The sequence below is a fragment of the Bacillus sp. IBL03825 genome (genome assembly GCF_024712505.1).
GTDB lineage: Bacteria > Bacillota > Bacilli > Bacillales > Bacillaceae_G > Bacillus_A > Bacillus_A wiedmannii.
On the sequence record NZ_JAMXKE010000001.1, the window covers coordinates 455,299 to 473,376 of the forward strand.

The 18,078-nt window shown below is 34.6% G+C and carries 32 protein-coding genes; 26 read left to right on the top strand and 6 right to left on the bottom strand.

Annotated features, from left to right (window positions below; translation table 11 throughout):
• Nucleotides 1–100: 100 nt before the first annotated feature.
• From fumA to rlmD, 4 genes are all read left to right on the top strand, one after another.
• On the top strand, nt 101–1,621 hold the full coding sequence (fumA, locus tag NHG49_RS02370) for a class I fumarate hydratase (protein WP_088046941.1): 1,521 nt from the start codon (nt 101–103) through the stop codon (nt 1,619–1,621).
• 126 nt (nt 1,622–1,747) lie between these two features.
• A complete protein-coding gene (gene pdaA / locus NHG49_RS02375) occupies nt 1,748–2,530 on the top strand; it encodes a delta-lactam-biosynthetic de-N-acetylase (RefSeq protein WP_064477249.1) in 783 nt (260 codons plus the stop codon).
• 59 nt (nt 2,531–2,589) lie between these two features.
• Nucleotides 2,590–3,453, top strand: a complete 864-nt coding sequence (locus NHG49_RS02380) for a DNA-3-methyladenine glycosylase family protein (protein ID WP_149173994.1) — start codon at nt 2,590–2,592, stop codon at nt 3,451–3,453.
• A 10-nt stretch (nt 3,454–3,463) separates the two neighbouring features.
• A complete protein-coding gene (gene rlmD, locus NHG49_RS02385) occupies nt 3,464–4,843 on the top strand; it encodes a 23S rRNA (uracil(1939)-C(5))-methyltransferase RlmD (RefSeq protein WP_097907602.1) in 1,380 nt (459 codons plus the stop codon).
• Between the two features lie 60 nt (nt 4,844–4,903).
• Here rlmD and NHG49_RS02390 read toward each other — a convergent pair whose 3' ends face one another.
• The 5 genes from NHG49_RS02390 to NHG49_RS02410 form a co-directional block, all read right to left on the bottom strand.
• Nucleotides 4,904–6,028, bottom strand: a complete 1,125-nt coding sequence (locus NHG49_RS02390) for a site-specific integrase (protein ID WP_258125483.1) — start codon at nt 6,026–6,028, stop codon at nt 4,904–4,906.
• 147 nt (nt 6,029–6,175) lie between these two features.
• Nucleotides 6,176–6,685 carry a hypothetical protein gene (locus tag NHG49_RS02395; RefSeq protein ID WP_258125484.1) on the bottom strand — a complete coding sequence of 170 codons (510 nt, stop codon included), beginning with the start codon at nt 6,683–6,685 and terminating at the stop codon, nt 6,176–6,178.
• 396 nt (nt 6,686–7,081) lie between these two features.
• A complete protein-coding gene (locus NHG49_RS02400; protein WP_258125485.1) occupies nt 7,082–7,645 on the bottom strand; it encodes a DUF4352 domain-containing protein in 564 nt (187 codons plus the stop codon).
• A gap of 134 nt (nt 7,646–7,779) precedes the next feature.
• A complete protein-coding gene (locus tag NHG49_RS02405) occupies nt 7,780–8,124 on the bottom strand; it encodes a DUF4064 domain-containing protein (RefSeq protein WP_258125486.1) in 345 nt (114 codons plus the stop codon).
• Between the two features lie 188 nt (nt 8,125–8,312).
• Entirely contained in the window at nt 8,313–8,666 is a 354-nt protein-coding gene (locus NHG49_RS02410; protein ID WP_258126818.1) for a helix-turn-helix domain-containing protein, read from the bottom strand.
• Nucleotides 8,667–9,202: 536 nt separating this feature from the next.
• Between NHG49_RS02410 and NHG49_RS02415 the strand changes: the two genes are divergently transcribed.
• The 3 genes from NHG49_RS02415 to NHG49_RS02425 all read left to right on the top strand — a co-directional run bounded on the left by NHG49_RS02415 (nt 9,203) and on the right by NHG49_RS02425 (nt 10,841).
• Entirely contained in the window at nt 9,203–10,342 is a 1,140-nt protein-coding gene (locus NHG49_RS02415) for an AimR family lysis-lysogeny pheromone receptor (protein WP_258125487.1), read from the top strand.
• Complete coding sequence (locus NHG49_RS02420) at nt 10,339–10,488, top strand: hypothetical protein (protein WP_258126895.1); 150 nt, start codon at nt 10,339–10,341, stop codon at nt 10,486–10,488. The genes NHG49_RS02415 and NHG49_RS02420 overlap by 4 nt, the downstream gene beginning before the upstream one ends.
• Nucleotides 10,489–10,718: 230 nt before the next feature.
• Nucleotides 10,719–10,841, top strand: a complete 123-nt coding sequence (locus tag NHG49_RS02425; protein WP_000237931.1) for a hypothetical protein — start codon at nt 10,719–10,721, stop codon at nt 10,839–10,841.
• A gap of 18 nt (nt 10,842–10,859) precedes the next feature.
• Here the strand turns inward: NHG49_RS02425 and NHG49_RS02430 are convergent, their stop codons facing one another.
• Nucleotides 10,860–11,213, bottom strand: a complete 354-nt coding sequence (locus NHG49_RS02430; protein WP_000172107.1) for a helix-turn-helix domain-containing protein — start codon at nt 11,211–11,213, stop codon at nt 10,860–10,862.
• 212 nt (nt 11,214–11,425) lie between these two features.
• Between NHG49_RS02430 and NHG49_RS02435 the strand changes: the two genes are divergently transcribed.
• From NHG49_RS02435 to NHG49_RS02525, 19 genes are all read left to right on the top strand, one after another.
• Nucleotides 11,426–11,677: a helix-turn-helix domain-containing protein gene (locus NHG49_RS02435; RefSeq protein WP_254915237.1), complete on the top strand. Its 252-nt coding sequence runs from the start codon at nt 11,426–11,428 to the stop codon at nt 11,675–11,677.
• On the top strand, nt 11,674–12,024 hold the full coding sequence (locus NHG49_RS02440; protein WP_258125488.1) for a helix-turn-helix domain-containing protein: 351 nt from the start codon (nt 11,674–11,676) through the stop codon (nt 12,022–12,024). Before NHG49_RS02435 ends, NHG49_RS02440 begins: the two co-directional genes overlap by 4 nt.
• On the top strand, nt 12,024–12,188 hold the full coding sequence (locus NHG49_RS02445) for a hypothetical protein (protein ID WP_258125489.1): 165 nt from the start codon (nt 12,024–12,026) through the stop codon (nt 12,186–12,188). The genes NHG49_RS02440 and NHG49_RS02445 overlap by 1 nt, the downstream gene beginning before the upstream one ends.
• Before the next feature lie 29 nt (nt 12,189–12,217).
• Complete coding sequence (locus tag NHG49_RS02450) at nt 12,218–12,394, top strand: hypothetical protein (RefSeq protein WP_258125490.1); 177 nt, start codon at nt 12,218–12,220, stop codon at nt 12,392–12,394.
• Nucleotides 12,395–12,400: 6 nt separating this feature from the next.
• The gene (locus NHG49_RS02455; RefSeq protein ID WP_258125491.1) at nt 12,401–13,288 is read left to right on the top strand and encodes a DnaD domain-containing protein; all 888 of its coding nucleotides are present in this window, start codon (nt 12,401–12,403) and stop codon (nt 13,286–13,288) included.
• Nucleotides 13,227–14,102: a P-loop NTPase family protein gene (locus NHG49_RS02460; RefSeq protein WP_258125492.1), complete on the top strand. Its 876-nt coding sequence runs from the start codon at nt 13,227–13,229 to the stop codon at nt 14,100–14,102. The genes NHG49_RS02455 and NHG49_RS02460 overlap by 62 nt, the downstream gene beginning before the upstream one ends.
• Before the next feature lie 15 nt (nt 14,103–14,117).
• The gene (locus NHG49_RS02465) at nt 14,118–14,312 is read left to right on the top strand and encodes a hypothetical protein (protein WP_258125493.1); all 195 of its coding nucleotides are present in this window, start codon (nt 14,118–14,120) and stop codon (nt 14,310–14,312) included.
• A gap of 16 nt (nt 14,313–14,328) precedes the next feature.
• Nucleotides 14,329–14,607, top strand: a complete 279-nt coding sequence (locus tag NHG49_RS02470; RefSeq protein ID WP_258125494.1) for an AbrB/MazE/SpoVT family DNA-binding domain-containing protein — start codon at nt 14,329–14,331, stop codon at nt 14,605–14,607.
• Complete coding sequence (locus tag NHG49_RS02475) at nt 14,600–14,959, top strand: cell division protein SepF (protein WP_258125495.1); 360 nt, start codon at nt 14,600–14,602, stop codon at nt 14,957–14,959. Before NHG49_RS02470 ends, NHG49_RS02475 begins: the two co-directional genes overlap by 8 nt.
• 18 nt (nt 14,960–14,977) lie before the next feature.
• Nucleotides 14,978–15,145 (top strand): DUF3954 domain-containing protein, encoded by a 168-nt coding sequence (locus NHG49_RS02480; RefSeq protein WP_087985222.1) that lies wholly within the window; start codon nt 14,978–14,980, stop codon nt 15,143–15,145.
• A gap of 25 nt (nt 15,146–15,170) precedes the next feature.
• Nucleotides 15,171–15,422 (top strand): helix-turn-helix domain containing protein, encoded by a 252-nt coding sequence (locus NHG49_RS02485; RefSeq protein ID WP_258125496.1) that lies wholly within the window; start codon nt 15,171–15,173, stop codon nt 15,420–15,422.
• A gap of 17 nt (nt 15,423–15,439) precedes the next feature.
• Entirely contained in the window at nt 15,440–15,895 is a 456-nt protein-coding gene (locus NHG49_RS02490; RefSeq protein ID WP_258125497.1) for a nucleoside triphosphate pyrophosphohydrolase family protein, read from the top strand.
• A gap of 39 nt (nt 15,896–15,934) precedes the next feature.
• Nucleotides 15,935–16,114 carry a hypothetical protein gene (locus tag NHG49_RS02495; protein WP_258125498.1) on the top strand — a complete coding sequence of 60 codons (180 nt, stop codon included), beginning with the start codon at nt 15,935–15,937 and terminating at the stop codon, nt 16,112–16,114.
• 258 nt (nt 16,115–16,372) lie between these two features.
• A complete protein-coding gene (locus tag NHG49_RS02500) occupies nt 16,373–16,672 on the top strand; it encodes a hypothetical protein (protein WP_258125499.1) in 300 nt (99 codons plus the stop codon).
• A 43-nt stretch (nt 16,673–16,715) separates the two neighbouring features.
• Nucleotides 16,716–16,970, top strand: a complete 255-nt coding sequence (locus NHG49_RS02505) for a hypothetical protein (protein WP_258125501.1) — start codon at nt 16,716–16,718, stop codon at nt 16,968–16,970.
• Between the two features lie 104 nt (nt 16,971–17,074).
• Nucleotides 17,075–17,434, top strand: a complete 360-nt coding sequence (locus NHG49_RS02510; protein WP_258125502.1) for a hypothetical protein — start codon at nt 17,075–17,077, stop codon at nt 17,432–17,434.
• Nucleotides 17,435–17,458: 24 nt separating this feature from the next.
• Nucleotides 17,459–17,581, top strand: a complete 123-nt coding sequence (locus NHG49_RS02515) for a DUF3983 domain-containing protein (protein ID WP_242289962.1) — start codon at nt 17,459–17,461, stop codon at nt 17,579–17,581.
• A gap of 20 nt (nt 17,582–17,601) precedes the next feature.
• A complete protein-coding gene (locus NHG49_RS02520; RefSeq protein WP_193635800.1) occupies nt 17,602–17,784 on the top strand; it encodes a hypothetical protein in 183 nt (60 codons plus the stop codon).
• A 106-nt stretch (nt 17,785–17,890) separates the two neighbouring features.
• Nucleotides 17,891–18,061: a hypothetical protein gene (locus NHG49_RS02525; protein ID WP_242289963.1), complete on the top strand. Its 171-nt coding sequence runs from the start codon at nt 17,891–17,893 to the stop codon at nt 18,059–18,061.
• The last annotated feature ends 17 nt before the right edge of the window (nt 18,062–18,078 follow it).

Below are 18,078 nucleotides of genomic sequence, written 5' to 3' on the forward strand. Positions count from 1 at the left end.
GCTTTAATAGCGTGAAACAAATAAAAAGCTGAAGAGCATAACAATGGAATTTTCAGCTCATAACGTTTTGGTAGCGTTCACAATTGAGGGGGAAGTAACAATGGAAAAGCTTCAAGAAAGCATGTATCAACTAATTGTTGAAACGTCAACGAACTTACCGAAAGATGTTCGTCGTGCGATTCAACAAGCGAAAGAACGAGAAAATTCAGGGACTCGTTCTGCGATGGCACTTGGCACAATTACGAATAATATTAAAATGGCTGATGATAACATCTCGCCAATTTGCCAAGATACAGGGATGCCAACGTTTAAAATTTATACACCAGTTGGTGTGAATCAATTAAAGTTGAAGGAAGCTATCTATAATGCGCTTGAGCGGGCGACAAAAGATGGTAAACTTCGTCCCAATTCTGTTGATTCTCTTTTTGGAGACAATAGTGGAAATAATTTAGGACCAGGTACACCGGTTATTAAGTTTGAACAATGGGAAAAAGATTATATTGATGCACGCTTAATTCTAAAGGGTGGTGGCTGTGAGAATAAAAATATACAGTATAGCTTACCGTGTGAATTAGAAGGACTTGGACGCGCTGGTCGTGATTTAGAAGGAATTCGTAAATGCCTTCTTCATGCTGTATATCAAGCGCAAGGTCAAGGTTGTAGTGCAGGTGTAATTGGTGTTGGTATCGGGGGAGACCGCACATCAGGTTACGAATTAGCAAAAAATCAATTATTCCGTACATTAGATGATGTCAATCCAGTACCAGAGTTACAAAAACTTGAAGAGTACGTATTAGAAAATGCGAATAAGCTTGGCATTGGTACGATGGGATTTGGCGGAGAAACGACTTTACTTGGTTGTAAAATTGGCGTGTATAATCGTCTGCCCGCTAGTTTCTACGTATCTGTTGCGTATAATTGCTGGGCATATCGCCGCCTTGGCGTAACAATCGATCCTGAAACAGGTGAAATTATGGACTGGCTATATCAAGAAGGTGAGGATACACTTCAGCAAGAAGCGCAAGAAAAAACAGAGCAACGTGAGATTGTATTACAAGCACCAATTACAGAAGAGCAAATTCGAGAACTTCGCGTTGGTGATGTTGTAACAATTAATGGCATGATGTATACAGGTCGTGACGCAATCCATAAGCATTTAATGGATAACGATTGTCCAGTAGATTTAAAAGGACAAGTTATTTATCACTGTGGTCCAGTTGTCGTGAAAGATGAAAATGAAAACTGGCAAATTAAAGCGGCAGGTCCAACGACAAGTATTCGTGAAGAACCGTACCAAGGCGATATTATGAAGAAATTCGGTATTCGTGCTGTCATTGGAAAAGGTGGTATGGGTGCGAAAACATTAGCGGCTTTAGAAGAGCATGGTGGTGTATATTTAAATGCAATTGGCGGTGCAGCGCAATATTATGCTGAATGTATTAAAGAAGTGAAAGATGTTGATTTCTTACAATTTGGTATTCCAGAGGCAATGTGGCATTTACGTATCGAAGGATTTAAAGCGGTTGTAACGATGGATTCTCATGGTAATAGCTTACATGCAGATGTTGATAAAACATCACTTGAAAAATTAGCTAGCTTTAAAGAGCCAGTATTTAAGTAAACAAAAATGCATCTCGAATCATTCGAGATGCATTTTTTTGGTATATATAGAAAAACATGTTCAGCATGAAAGAATGCACGGCAACAGAAACTACAAGTACGATTATATATGGAAAGGAGACTATTTATGAAATATAAATGGTTATATATCGGTCTCATTTTTTCAATTATGATGGCACTTGTTCCAGTTTCAACATTAGCTTATACAAATACTCCACATAACTGGGGAATCCCGCGTCCTAAAAATGAAACAGTACCAGATGCAGGGAAGCTATATACAGAATTACTACAAAAAAATGGTGGGTTTTATTTAGGGGATACAAAGAAAAAAGATATTTATTTAACATTCGATAATGGGTACGAGAATGGATACACAGGGAAAATCTTAGACGTATTAAAAGAGAAAAAAGTACCGGCAACTTTCTTTGTAACGGGTCATTATATAAAAACACAAAAAGATTTGTTATTAAGAATGAAGGATGAAGGACATATTATTGGAAACCATTCGTGGAGTCATCCTGATTTTACAACGGTAAATGATGCGAAACTTCGTGAAGAATTAACGAGTGTAACGGAAGAGATTAAAAAAGTAACGGGGCAAAAAGAAGTAAAATATGTACGTCCGCCGCGCGGCGTATTTAGTGAAAGAACATTGGCTCTTACGAAAGAAATGGGCTATTATAATGTATTTTGGTCACTTGCATTTTTGGATTGGAAAGTGGACGAGCAAAGAGGATGGCAATATGCACATAATAATGTAATGACGATGATTCATCCAGGATCTGTTTTATTACTTCATGCAATATCAAAAGATAATGCAGAAGCACTTGCGAAAATCATTGATGATTTGCGCGAGAAAGGGTATCATTTTAAAAGTCTAGATGACTTAGTAAAAAGCAATCAACCGTAAGCATGTATGCTTGCGGTTTTCTCATGCTATAATGATGTGTAAAAAGGATGGGGAAACGTATGTGGAGCGAACATGTTACGTTAGAGTATCCGTATCATTTTGAAGAAGTATTAAAACGTTTATCTTTTGATCCTCTTAACGTCATTCAATTAGATGAGAAAGTCATTTATGTCCCGCTTTGTATAGACGAGGAACAGATTGTTGTTCGCTTGCAAGGGATTGGTACTGTTCAAAATCCACAGTTTTGGATCTCTAGTCAGGCAGGAGATCCGGAGAAAGTCATGAAACGAATGAGGGCCATTTTTCATTGGAATGAACCGTTTCAAGATATACAAAATCATTTTTTAAACACATCATTACGTCCACTATTTGAAACATATGCTTATACTCCAATTATTTTAGAGTTTGATTATTTTGCTTGTCTTCTTCGCTGTATCATTCATCAACAAATAAATTTGAAATTTGCTACTGTGTTAACAGAACAGTTTGTGAAACGGTATGGAACAGAGAAGAACGGTGTATTCTTTTTCCCCACTCCAGAAATATTAGCAAATATTTCAATAGAAGAATTGAGAGAGCAGAAGTTTAGTCAGCGAAAGGCTGAATATATAGTAGGGTTAGGTCGAAGTATTGTCAGCGGTACATTAAATTTAGCGAGTATAGAAACCAGGGCGGATGAAGAGGTTTCCGCACAATTGTTACCAATTAGGGGGATTGGTACATGGACAGTGCAAAATTTTTTAATGTTTGGGCTTGGACGGAAAAATATGTTTCCGAAAGCGGACATTGGGATTCAGCGTGCAGTGCAAGGTGTATTTCAATTAGATGATAAACCTGATGATGCATTTTTAGAAAAAGTGAAACAAGAGTGTGAACCATACTGCAGTTATGCAGCGTTATATTTATGGAAAAGTATAGAGTAGAGGTGTAATAATGATACAAAAGCAACATGAGAGTAAGTTGGAAGTTGGTCAAACGTTTCCTGTGACAATTAAACGTCTTGGGATTAACGGAGAAGGCGTTGGTTATTTTAAGAGACAAGTTGTTTTCATTCCAGGGGCATTACCAGGAGAAGAAGTTGTTGCTGAAACAACGAAAATTCAGCGTGGCTTCGCTGAAGCGAAAGTGAAAAAAGTTCGTAAAGCTTCACCACATCGTGTGAAAGCACCATGTCCGGTATATGAAGAGTGTGGCGGTTGTCAGCTGCAACATTTAGATTATAAAGAACAATTAAATCAAAAGCGTGATATCGTTGTACAAGCATTCGAGAAGTATATGAACAACAGTTTGGAAGAAAAAATTCGTCCAACGCTTGGTATGGAAAACCCATGGCATTATCGTAATAAGAGTCAATTACAAGTGGGACGTAAAGACGAAAAGGTTATTACAGGGCTGTATAAGCAAAACTCACATCAGTTAATTGATATTGCTCACTGTATGATTCAACATAAAGCAACGAATGAAGCGACAAAAGTTGTAAGACGTATATTAGAAAAATTAAATGTTTCTATTTACAATGAGAAAAAACAAAAAGGTTTAGTACGCACAATTGTGACACGTACTGCAGTTCAAACAGGGGAAGTACAAGTTACACTTATTACAACAAAAGAAGAATTACCAAATAAAGATCAATTTATCGCAGAAGTACAAAAACAGATGCCAGCTGTTAAATCAATTATGCAAAACGTAAACTGGCGTAAAACATCTGTTATTTTCGGTGATAAAACATTTAAATTAGCTGGAAAAGAAGTAATTCAAGAAACACTAGGTGATTTATCATTTGAATTATCAGCACGTGCATTCTTCCAGTTAAATCCAGAACAAACAGTTGTTTTATACGATGAAGCGAAAAAAGCAGCTGCTTTAACAGGCGATGAGAAAATTGTAGATGCGTATTGTGGTGTTGGTACAATCGGTCTTTGGCTTGCAAATGATGCAGCGGAAGTACGTGGTATGGATGTAATTCCAGAAGCGATTGAAGATGCAAGAAAAAATGCGAAGCGTCACGGATTTACAAATACGAAATATGAAGCAGGTAAAGCTGAACAATGGTTACCGAAATGGGTAAAAGAAGGATGGCGTCCAGATGTAATTGTTGTCGATCCACCTCGTACAGGTTGCGATGATAAATTACTGGAAACAATTTTAAAAGTGAAACCAAAACAAGTTGTTTACGTATCTTGTAATCCTTCTTCATTAGCACGTGATGTACAAGCATTAATGAAGAGTTATGAAGTGGAATATGTACAACCAGTTGATATGTTCCCACATACAGCTCATGTTGAGAACGTGGTTAAATTAACGCTGAAATAAAGGGGTTTTAATAAGATTGTTGATGGGTTTGACCACATTCTGACCACATCAACAATTTTTTTATGATTTTAACGCCTCACTTAGCTTTAAAACAGCACTTTCTTGCATATCTATAGTAACATGACTGTAAGTGTCTAATGTGGTCTTAATTGAACTGTGTCCCAAACGCTCACTTACGATTTTCGGATTAATACCCAGCTTCAATAAAATTGTTGCATGTGTATGTCGTAAGTCGTGAAACCTAATTTGAGGTACATCGGCTTTTTTTATAAATTGATTAAAAGTAGTCGTCATAGTTCGTGGTAATATTGGCTGTCCAGTTTCTTTAGCAAAAACTAAATCATTATCCTCGTATGACTGCCCAAATAATAATTTGAACTCATTTTGTTTAGCTTTATAAGACTTAAATTCTTTACATAAGTTTTGATCGATAGAAATTAAACGTTTTGACCCGTGTGTTTTGGGTTCCGTGAATCTAAATCCATTTTCATCATAAATAAGTGTTTCTGTAACGCTTATTTTACCTTCATTCAAATCGAAATTCTTCCACTTCAGACCAAGTATTTCGCCACGTCTCATACCTGTATTTAATGCTAATAAGAAAAGATGATAATAGATTACATTTTCAAACTTTGTACGATTTAAGAATTTTTTTGTTTCTTCAATTGACCACGTAGCATTGACCACTTTTCGTGGTCGAGGTATTTCCACATGTTGAAATGGGTTTTTAAACAGAAGTTCCCATCTAACAGCATCTTCTAATGATCCTTTTAAAACAATGAAAATATATTCAATATATGCAGGTGACAACCCTTCATCAATTAAGGATTTAACAAATCGTTGTCCGTGTAAGGGCTTTAGATCCTTTAATTTGTGCGAACCAAGCACAGGTATAATTCGACTATTTACAGCTCTTTTATAATTGGTGAATGTAGTTTCCCTTACTCTTTGCTTCGCTGTGTTTTCTAGCCATTCTTGTAAATACTCACTAAGAGTGAAATTCTTATCATCAACTAGACTTCCAGTGTTAAATTGGTGGATAAGCTCATTGCATGCACGTTCGGCTTCTTTCTTTGTTTTAAAGCCTGATGCTGTTTTTTGTTTCCTTTTTCCAGTAAGAGGATCACGTCCAATATCAATTGTAAATGACCACTTTTCACCACGTTTTCTAAAATATCCTTTCATTATCCATACCTCCTTGAATCAATAGTATTCGAATATCACAAATAATTCCAGTATTAGAAAAAGGAAAAAGACACTCAGTGAGCGTCTTTTTTATTACAATATTATTTAGCCTGATTTCTTCTTGCAAAACAAGTTTAGCTGGCTTAGTTAAGGATTCGGTGAGCTGCTTACCGCTTCTTTTAGAAGTTCTTCCATAACATCACGGAACTTAACAGCGACATAATCCCTAATAAATGAGTTTGGTCTGTCATCACCAGTATCAAAAGTCATACGAGATATTTCAACTTTCCAGTTACTATCCTCACCAGCATGAATATGAAATTCTATTTCTCCAGAAGGATGTAGATTACCCCAAGGATGATCGATTAATGCGCCCCCAGGGATTGAATATTTTTCTGAACTTGTATGACTCTCGTATCTATATGATACATTCAATTCTGCTTGATAACCATAACCACTAAACATTTTTTCTTTTTCTATTTTTCCATTATGATCTGAAGCGGCAGTTATTTTAGCGTCTCCAGAAGCGTTAGTTCGATCACCAATACCAAGAGCATTTTTATGTTTATCTATTTCTTTGTCATGTTCAAATACTTCTCTGCCAACAAAATTTTGAGCTAAATAATTTACAACATGATCTGTGATTTCAATTGACATTAAAATACACTCCTTTTTAGTTTTGTAGTTACGATTATAATGTTAACCAGATATTTTAAGGTTATACGAAACTTTTAAAATTTTAAAAATTTAAAATAATATAAAGGTAAAAAATTATAAAATAAATAGACTATCTTCACATATTATTAATGTATTATTTAAATAATTTATTATATTTTAACATAAAGACACTTAAATAAATTCATTTAAGTGTCTTTATGTTAAAATATATGTATCCATACTTCTAGGTCCACTTAATTTGTGGGCTTATTTTTTTATACAAAATCAGTATTTTAACCAAAAAGAAAAGCCCTAAATATGGGGGCTTTCATGTTATTGTGGAATTACCTAAGTTATTATTGCACATGGGATTCCCTTTCCTTGTGCTTTTTTATTTTAAAGATTAATGATAATCTTTTTCTTACTCCAGAAATTAGGCGTGAATTGTAATTTTAATTTCTCCCCTATAGGTTGTTCAAATACAACAGTTCCTGCTACTTGTCCATTTGGTGCAAGTTGACCAGCGCTTAATTGTGTATTTTGGTTAATTATCGACGGTACGGCTCTGGTGATATTACCTTGACTATTCCTCATTTCAAAATCAAACGGATTGTATGAGATATCGTCTTTACCGCCATTATAGATATTTACTGCTACCAATACGTATTCATAGCCTTGTTTTGGTTTATCGTATTCTCCACCAGAAGATTTTTTCACATCAGTTACAGTCAATCTGTGATCACCCATTTTAATAGTCTCGCCAATCGAATATTCCTTTTTAGTATCTTTTTCAGCATCTTTAACTTTTTGCCCTTCAGTTGTAACCTCTTGAGCTTGGTATTTAGTTTTCGGATCACCAAATACTAGTATCAAAGCACAAAAAAATAAGAAAGAACCGACTAAAATGAAGCTCCCCCATCCGATATACTCCCAAACCTTTGATTTCTTTTCAACTTCCACCCGTATTTCTCCCCTTATATATTAGATTTTAATAATAAAATAGTATCAAAATTTCCAGTATTTGAGTACAAGATATTTTGAATATACAAAAAAAGAGAGCTTCGCCCTCTATTTTTATTTAACATAATGTGTAATTAAGCTGATACAGCAGCTTTGTCTTTACGGAAGATACCCATTAATCCACCGATTAACAATAATATTCCTGGTAATAAGTAAAATGCAGATATACAAATAAATCCACCGATAGCAGCAACAGTCATCATAATGCCGCCAACTTTCGCTTTATTTTTTACCATAACAGAACCAACGATTCCTAAGGTTGATAGGCCTACAGCACCCCAACCTAATCCGATGATCGTATTTGCTCCTTCAGCTTCAAAGGCAGCACCCATCCCACCGATCATTAAAGCGATAAATGCGCAAATAATACCAAAAATACCACCAATAAGACCTAATACAAATTCAGTTGTTCTTTTCATTATAATCTCTCCAGTTATGTAAAATGTAAGATTTCTAGAACATCATAACAGAAACAGTTACAACTATTCTGTCATATTTTGTCGAAAGAACAAATAAAAAAAGAGAGCTAAATAGCTCTCTTTCTCAAATTGTAAAAAAATGAATATTTTACAATTTGAAATTGGAAAACATTTCTTCTACAATCAAATCATAACAACTCGTCAGTCTCGGCTAAGACTTTAGAATAAAATACGAGTTGTTTGCAGAAACGCTCTCTTCGAGGTTCATCTAACGCCGCATACGTTTGTTGAACTTCTTCGAGAGTATTGCGTAACATCTTGTCGTTTGTATTGCTATACCCATTACATAGTAGGTCTAACGATACATCAAAAAAGGAGCTGATTTGAAGAAGTGTTTCCATGCTCGGCTCAAACATTGCATTCTCATAATTATTTATCTGATTGCGACTGAGGTTTAGTTGTTCACCGAGCTGTTCTTGTGTTAAATCTCTAGATTTTCTAAGCTTCTTTAAATTTTGACCAAATACTTCTAACGCTTTCATAATTCGAGTATAGTCTTTAAGCATTCAACATACTATATATGATTGTGAAACAATCATTATTACATGTTGTGATTGTTGAATGATATAAAAATGAATAAAAACAAGAACTTATGTTCCTATTTTTGCTGGTTAGTGGTAAAATATTCATATGGATTCTTAAAATGAAAATATGTAGAATTGCATATTCTGTTCCGTTGAATACGAGAAACATTGTTGTAGAACGGTTTTTTAACTTTCTCAACACTTGTCTGATAATTGCATGACCGAATTTTGGGAAATTTGTGTTATTATGATAATGAAATAAGCGGAACGAAAAAAAGACTCACAGCGTGTGTAAGAGTGATTTGGCCCACTCTTACACCGTTCGCCCGACTCACGAGGGGGAACATCTGCCATAAGTCTCTTTTCGGTTACTACACGAGTAACACTTACATTATAACATGCCGATAATACTAAATCATTACTATGGTATGATTTTCCTATTGTTTAATTTGAGAAAAAGCGAAGCGTCTTTGTTCCAAATAGGAGGAGCAAAAATGAAGAAGTTGATGAATCGTATTAAAAAACAAGCTGATAGAAGAGAATTAACATTTCCGGATATTGAACGAAAAACTGGAGTAGATCGAGTTGTTATAACGGATGCAGTAAGTGGTAAAACATCAGAAATGAAATTTGATAAATTTTTACCAGTAGTTTCGATTCTTTTTGAGGATACGGAAGAAAGAAAAAGTATTTTAAACGAGTTCATCATGTTGTGTAGGGGAGATTTAAATATTCGTAAAGCTCTATGCTATTGCCAAGGAATTGGTGAATACGAGGTTATAGACAAATTGATAGAGAAGCATCAAAAAAATAAAAAGTTAATAAAATACTTTAAAATTTATGAATTATATAACCTTAGAAATCAAAATAAAAAACGTGGACAGTTAATGATCGACGAAATGGATGAAATATCTTTTTCTAGTGATTCAGAAATTCAAGTTTTAGTTAATATGCTCTACAGTTTTTCAATGTATGATATTTTTAATTATAGAGCAATGCTTCCTTATACTGATAAAGTAGAAAAAAACCTTAACGAGATAAACAAAGGATTCATAAAATCTTGTCTAGAGATGCATTATAATGATCGAATTGCTTATATTAATCTTTTTAATGAAGATGTGGCGGTTTGCCGAAAGAAGTGTGAAGAAATATTGAATTCTGATATCGAAGTGCCAGTTATAAAAGCAACAGCATTATGTTGCCTTGGTGAGAGTTTTTTATTTACAGACGTACTTAAGGCTGAAAAGTACTTGTTAGAAAGTCTAAAGTATTTAGAAGACAATGGCATTTCTAAAAATGGTAGAAAGTATAAATCGTTTCAATCCACACTAGCCTTTCTTTATATTGATAACGGGTTCAATCTCGACAAAATAGACTTTACATCTATTGATACATCTGAAATAGCTTATTATGAAGGTTTATATGGTGATAAAGAAAAAGCTTTAAAAATGTTTGAAGAACTAGCCAAAGAACGAAAATTTGTATCTCCGTTCATAATGTACTATATTTCCAGAATTAACAATGATATACTGGGATTAAGAGAAGCTTTGAAGCGTTTTGAACGTGTTGGAAATTATCATTATGCTAATGCTGTAAAGCGTATATTAGCTAGAACAGAAGAGAGAGTGGGATGAGGATGAAAAAATTAAGTATGGCAATTTTATGTATTATGAGTGCGTTCACTCTATCAGTAAATGTTGGAGCAACAACTAAGGAAATTAAAGAACAACCAGTTGAAAATCAAGTGCAATATATGATGGTTGAACCGGGTGGACATTAATATTAAAAATATAAATAATAAAAAAGGGACGTTGCGTACATCGCAGCGTCCTTTCGTACTTTTTGGGGAATGTTGGTTTTTAGCTAAGTGATAAAAAATCGACACCTATTTTTTTCCAATTATTATTCTTATAAAGAATTTAATGGTTATTATAATCTGCTATAAAGTGAAATTCTAAAAAAATATTAAATTACAAACAAAATATACAGAGGGTGTAGGGGGAAATTACAATGGTAAAAGAGCAAGTAGCAAAAGAAGCAGCAGTTAAGTTGTTATTAGAGGGAAATACTCCTAATACTGAGGAGCAATTAAAACATTTACTAGACGATGTGTTTAAAAATAAAAAAGACTAACCATAGAGGTTAGCTTTTTTATTTTTGTTCTTTGTTTTGTTGATACTGTACATACATTTCTAACTGTTCCCAAGCTTTTTTCTGTTCTTCTTCTGATAGTTTAGAGATTAGTTGTTCAATCTTTTTCCCCATTGCTGTTGCTTGTTTATCTTGTTCTGCAGTTAATCTTTCATCAGTGGATCTTCCTAGTAGAAAATCTACAGATACTTTATAAATATCAGCTAGTTTAGATAAAGTATCATAGTCTGGTTTTCGTCTCCCGGATTCGTAACTAGATAGAGTCCCACGGTGTATTTCTAGTTTTTCAGTTATATACGTTTGTGTGTAGCCGCTTTTTTCACGGCAGGCTCTCAATCTTTCTCCTAGAGTCATAAATTTATTCCCCTTTATAAAAAAATTTCTATGTGTGTTTTACATTACATTCGAATTGTTGTTAATTACAGTATATATACTTTCTGACGACTTTACACTGTTTTTTATCAAATTGATAAAAAAAATATAACAAAATGACAAAAAACATGTTTACTTCTTCAAAATGACGACATATAATAAAAATAACAAATCGTCAAAATGACGACTTGGAGGTGAAACATTTGTCTATAGGCATGAGAATACGTGATATACGTAAAAAAAAGAAAATAACTCAGGGGGAATTAGCAAGAATGCTTGGTTTTAGCGGTTCTTCGGCTATCTCTTATATTGAAAATGGTCAGCGCAAACTAAACGCTGATAAAATTCCAAAATTAGCGGAAAGCCTAGGGGTAACTATTGAAGAAATTTTTTTGAATGATATTCGTCAAATTGACGACATAAAAAGAGAGGATGAAGAATCATGAAAAATTCAACAGTTCAAATAGCGTTAGCAGTCACAAAGTTTTCAGCTCAAAAAGGATGGAGCGATGAAGAATTTTGGGAGGCGATTGAGTTACTTCGTTTCAATAAAGAAGATGAAAGGCAAACAACTGTAGAAAAGCTAGATAGCATTCCAGTCACTAATGATAGTACAAAGGATTATCCAATTATGTTAAACGTGACACACCTAGAAGAAATATTAGGAGTAGCGAAAAGAACAGCTTACGAGATTATGGATCAAAAGGGTTTCCCTTTAGTGAAACTAGGGAGAAAAAAAGTAGTTCCAAGGGATGCATTCTTTAATTGGTTAGAGAAGGGGGTGTCAGCATAATGGAAGATTTAACAGCATTAGCTATATTCGGATTTTCAATCACAGGTGGTTCATGGTTGCTTTACATCACTTATGAGCCAATAAAAAAATGGGCTTGGAGTGATGTGAAACAAAATAAAAAGACCCATGGCAGTGGGTCCTTAAGAAAAAACAACTTGTTATAAGTATATCACGGAAAGTAGGGGTATAGTACATGGATTTAAACGAATATCAAGTGCTATTACCTAATAAATTCTGGGACTTAGCAGAGAACAAGGATGAATTAAAGAAAATGATTGAACAGTATTTCAATGTTGGTTATCCGCATTATGAAATTCAACGAATTATCGAAAGTGGACAAGCATATGTGGCGGTTTGTATAAGGAGGTAAATGTTTATGTCAAATATAGTAACTGAAATTGGTGGGTTAAATTTCAAAGGCAATGTGGTAGATCATGAATGGTTTAATTACATCACTTTTAGTAATGGTAAGCCTCACATTGTAGCAATTATGGTTTTGAGTGAAATTGTTTACTGGTATAGACCAACAGTTATCCGTGATGAAATAAATGGAAAAGTAACTTACAAGAAAAAATTTAAAGCTGATAAATTACAAAAAAACTATCGACAGTTAGCGGATACTTTTGGATTTACAAAATTACAAGTCAAAAGAGCATGTGATTTATTAACGGATATGCTACTTATAAAGGTCGAGTTCAGGACTATTAATGCTGATGGGAAAATTTTAAATAACGTAATGTTTGTAGAACCTGTACCAACAGAAATCAAGAAAATTTCTAGTATGTATCAAACAATAAAAGAAGACCCTGGTTACTTAGAAGTAAATAGGGTGGGTACTTCTAAGTCAACACCCTCCTCACTTACAAGTAAGGAGTCTCCTGACTTCAAAGTAAAGACAAATACAGAGATTACTACAAGGATTACTACAGAGAATGTAAGTAGTAGTAGCATCTTCTCTTTCTACGAAAATAATTTCGGTATTTTAAATTCATTCATAGCTGAAAGTATTTCGCAATGGGTAAATGATACAAACGAAGAACTTGTACAAGCAGCTATGGAACGTGCTTTGAAACAGCAGAAGAAGTGGAATTATGCGGAGGGTATTTTAAAACAGTGGGTTAACAAAAACATTCGTAATTTAGCTGATGTGAATGCAGCAGAAATAGAGTTTAAAAACAAAGGTAAAAAAGGAGCGAATAGAAATGGCAACACCAATGAAAAAGCTAGCAGAATCCCTGGAATCGAAGGTGACTTACCATTCTGATCAATGTATGAATCACTCTTATGAAATAGGTGGACAAAAAATCATTAAGCCAGTTCAAATGATTGAATACAAAGGACAAGTTGTTTGCCCTAGATGTGTAGTTGAACAAAACAACAAGGTTTTGGAAGAACAAGCTAATGCTCATTATAAGAAGATTAGCCGTTTACAGAAATTTAACATGTTGGAAAAGGCAAGTGTTATTACAAATAAGAAAATTCCTCTTTCAAGATTATCTGATTACAGAATCGGTTGTGATGAAACGATTAGTCACAAGAAGGCTGTAGAAGAGACTTTGGAGGATTTAAAGAACGGGGAAATTAGAAAAGTTGTATTTACAGGAAATCAAGGGACGGCGAAAAGTTTCCTAGCATACAGTATGCTTCATGAATTAAATCAATATTTCTGGGATATCAGTCAGGGAGAAGAAAATTACCATCTTATGAAAAGTTGCTTATACGTTGAATTAGAAGCGATAACAAGAATGATTATGGATTCTTTCGATGATAAGAGCAGTAAATATACACTTCAATATTTCGTTCAATTAATTGGACAAGCTGATTTTGTAGTATTAGATGATCTTGGGGCAGAAAGTGGTTCAACAGATTCAAATAGACAAGCTTCCGATTTCATACAACGGCTGTTATATGCGGTATCAAATGCTAGACAAGGAATGAGTACATTTACAACAACGAACTTTACTGGAAAACAACTTTTTAATAAATACGATGCTAAAACAGTTAGTCGTTTACTAGGTGATTCAAAGGTATTGAAATTTACGACAGCTGATCAAAGGCTTGCTAATTTAGGTTTCTAATAAGGAGGAATAAGCATGTGTGTATTATGTCATGATACAGGAATTATCCGTAAAGAAACGTATCCAGGTGTAATCGAAACGAACGGTTGTAATTGTGAAGTAGCAAAGCAACAGCAAGCAGAAAACGATAAGCGTTGGCAAGCATGGTTAATACAATTTGAATCAATGAAACAAGAATTAGAAAGAAAAAAACAACAAAAAGCTAGTTAACAAGGGGGAGCAAGGTATGAAAAACACAGGTGTTGCAAGAAAAGTGGACGAGCTAGGGCGTGTAGTAATTCCGGTAGAGTTGCGCAGAACTTTGGGGATTGCTGAAGGAACAGCAATAGACTTTCATGTTGATGGGGAAAATGTCGTTTTAAGAAAACAAGAAAAGTCATGCTTTGTAACTGGTGAAGTATCTGATTCCAACATCGAATTGTTAGGTGGCAGAATGTTTTTGAGTAAGGAAGGGGCACTTGAGTTACTTAATTCTCTTGAAAAGAGTGTGAAGGAACATGCCTAAACAATTGAATATTTTCGATGTAGAGCCAGCGATTTGCGAGTTTGATGTAATGAAAGCAAATGTAAAAAGAGGAATGGGACGCGTTACATATGCAGATGTACGTGTCCAAGTTCCGAGAAATGCAAAGGGTACAGATGAATTACCACGCACAACTAAACAAGATGATCGTTATGACATCTTTGAACAATATGTAATGGCAATTTGGAGATTTCAAAGAGCTGTAGATAAGTTTTTCAATTGGGATACAGCTGAAGAGTTGTGTAAGGCAGCAAGGGATAAAAAAGAAGCTATTCCGGTAAGGGTTTACTTAGGAAGCGGCTTTAAACCTGATGTTGTTGAGTACATGCGGTAGTAAAAGGGAGAGGGACATATGAAAAAAATAGAAATTGATGTTAGCAGCAACAAGCTTTTAATAGTGAAGGACGGAACTGTAACAGCAGTAAATCCACCAATGAGCGGATTTGGTGAGCAAGTCGCGGTTTGGGTAAACGGTAAAGTTGATCGTGTGGATACTAAGTTTACTGAAAAGATAAAATAATCATTTTTAGAAAGTAGGTTCGCTTATGAGTGTAGCAAGAAATCATGAGGCGATGAAGGAATCAAGATTGAAAATTTACATCGCTTTAGAAGAAGCTAACTTCATTTGGGATGAAAGAGATGTAGTACGTTTTCGTGAAATGTGGAGTCAAGGTATGAGCTTACCGAAGATGGCAAAAGCGTTAAGGAGACACCAAGCGGAGGTTGCGCTCCTTATAATAGATCAGGCTGATAAGTATTTAATTGAAAATCGTCCGATAGGATTAGGAATTTGTTAAAGAGAGGGGAAAACAAAATGAAAGCAATGGGAAACGGTGTATATGCAACAACTAAATTAGTTAGTGAATCAAAGGGAGGACAAGCTGTAATGGATATCAATCAAATCTGTGAATTAGATCAATATCAGGAAGCAACATTACGTACATGGAATGCAAATAATGATTTCGGTGGACGCGTTTTAAATGCAGCATTAGGGCTTACGGGAGAAGCTGGTGAGGTTGCTGATATCGTAAAAAAAGCTATCTTTCATGGTCATGGATTTGATCCGGCGCATTGTCCAGGAGAAGAGAACGGGAATACTCATAAGTTGGCATTAGAGTTAGGGGACATCATGTACTATATCTCCATTATGGCCCACGAGATGGGATATACATTAGAAGATATCGCTCAAATGAATATCTCTAAGTTGGCAAAAAGATACCCAGATGGATTTAGCAGAGAAGCTAGTCAAAAGCGTGTGGATGTGAAGTAAGACCAAATTTGAATTTTGTTAAGAAAAGAGGAATGAGAGATGAATATGTATGTAGTTACATTAAGACATTATACGGATGAAGCTTACTTTGATATAGAGTGCGTTTGCCCAACAAAGGAAATAGCAAAAGAACAAGTAGCTAAATTACAAAGGGAAAAAGACCCTGATTATAATGAATGGAAATATAGTTGGGATATTGTAAAAGTCATAAGTGAATAAAAGCGTTATTTGAATAGAAAGGATGTGCGGTTTGAAGTCGGAAGAAGTTAAGCAACTTATCACTGATTTGGAACGAAGGAAATCAGGTTTAAAACGGATCCAGAATGGTTTTTCAAGAATTCATAGTGAGGAATATCGTGATGGTGTTAATAATCAAATGGGTATCTTGGACCAGGTGCTTATGAGATTGAATTGGATTATGAGAGATGAAGGAAATTAGTATAAAAACTTCATTTTAGTAGAAAAGGGGGAATGGATATGTCTCTTGTAGGGAATTTAAAGGAACTCCAAGAAAAAGCCATCGATGAAAAGGTATTGGAATTTGCGGAAGAAATGGAAAGCGTAATAACTAAAAGTGCCGAAAGCGGATATTCAGGTCATAGATATAAAATCCATAATGAGCATCCAAATCGGCATATGATGTGTTCAAAAATATTTATAGAAAAGTTACAAGAATTGCTGGACGGTGTGAAGGTTGAATTTAAGGAAGAAGAAAAGAAAAATATTTTAGGCGGATCTTACTACGAACATTACATCCGTTTTAAGTGGAATGACTAATTTCTTAATAAAAATTTCATTTTGTAGAAAAGTGGTGTGATAAATGTATATTGAAACACTAAGAAATAAACTGAAGAAAGATTGCAAAGGAAAAGCGATGGTACGTAACGCAGGATTAGGACATTTCTATATTTACCTCGCAAGCTCAGATGATATTTTCACAGCAAGAAGTAGTGTTCTAGAAGTTAATGAAGTTTGTGGGACAAAAGCTAAATACAACGGACGTACAGAGCATATTGATGGAAAGTTATATAACTACTGCATCCATGGTTGGGATGCAAATCAAAAGAGCAGCTAGCAAAAGCTAACTGCTCGGTTCTCCAAGGGGGAACAAGGAGAAAAGATTACCGTGTCATCTACAGTATTGACGGAATATTGAGTTTTATTCAGGGGGGAAGAGAAATGAAAGAAAACATCGGTAACTTAAATGAGGTTAGAGCAAATATGCTTTTTCTTGTAATGACAATGGATGACCAATTTGAAGTAGAAATAGATATTTCTTGTGGTGAGGATATAGAGAATTACATGAAATTATATCTCGAGCAAAATTGGAAGGAGTTGTTCGAAAACACTAGATATGTATGCGATGCCTCTTTCCAAGGCATTCAAATGTTAGCTAAAGACACCGAAAATAATCACGCTTGTTATATTGAAGCATTGAATACACGTAGAAGAGCAAGTATCGGTATTGATCGAGAAGCATTAAATGATAACAACCTAGACAAGCTTAAAAGAATTAAAGAAATCATTTTAACAAAATAATCCTTTTAAAGCGAGGTTGGGAGAATGAAAGCTTCGAAGAAAAGAAAAATTAGAAAAGCAATTGCTCGTCGCACAAAAGAAGTGGAGAAGCATCAAGTTAATAAAGCTTGGAGAAACATTTTTGTACAAGCTGGAATTATAAAATAGCAATACTGGAGGAATAGAAAATGAATAGTAAACAGTTTTTCGGAATGTATTGGGCTCTTTACTTAATCATTATGTTTGTGACCTTTAGTAACACAAAAAGCTTCATACAAGCAGGACTTGTTATGGTACTTGTAATTTTTATTTCAGAGGTCGATCATCGGTATGGATTTTATAAGGGAAGCAAGAAGGCTAAAAACAAATAAATATAGTCCGGCTAGAAAACTAGAGGACACCAATTCATTAAAGCGGCAATTACAGCTGTTTTAGGAATAGGTGTCCTTTTTATTTTGAAAAGGGAGATGGGGAAATATGAAGGGACTAAAAGATCAATTACGCGAGTGGAAAAAGCAATCGAATCAAGCAAAAAAGAAAACTAAGAAAAAACGAAAAGAGAAGTTAAGCACTCGTGATATTGAAGATTTAATGGGGATTCATGGACCACGTTATGAACGCAGACGTGGAGCATTAAGACAAAAGTAATTTAAAAATAAAAAGGA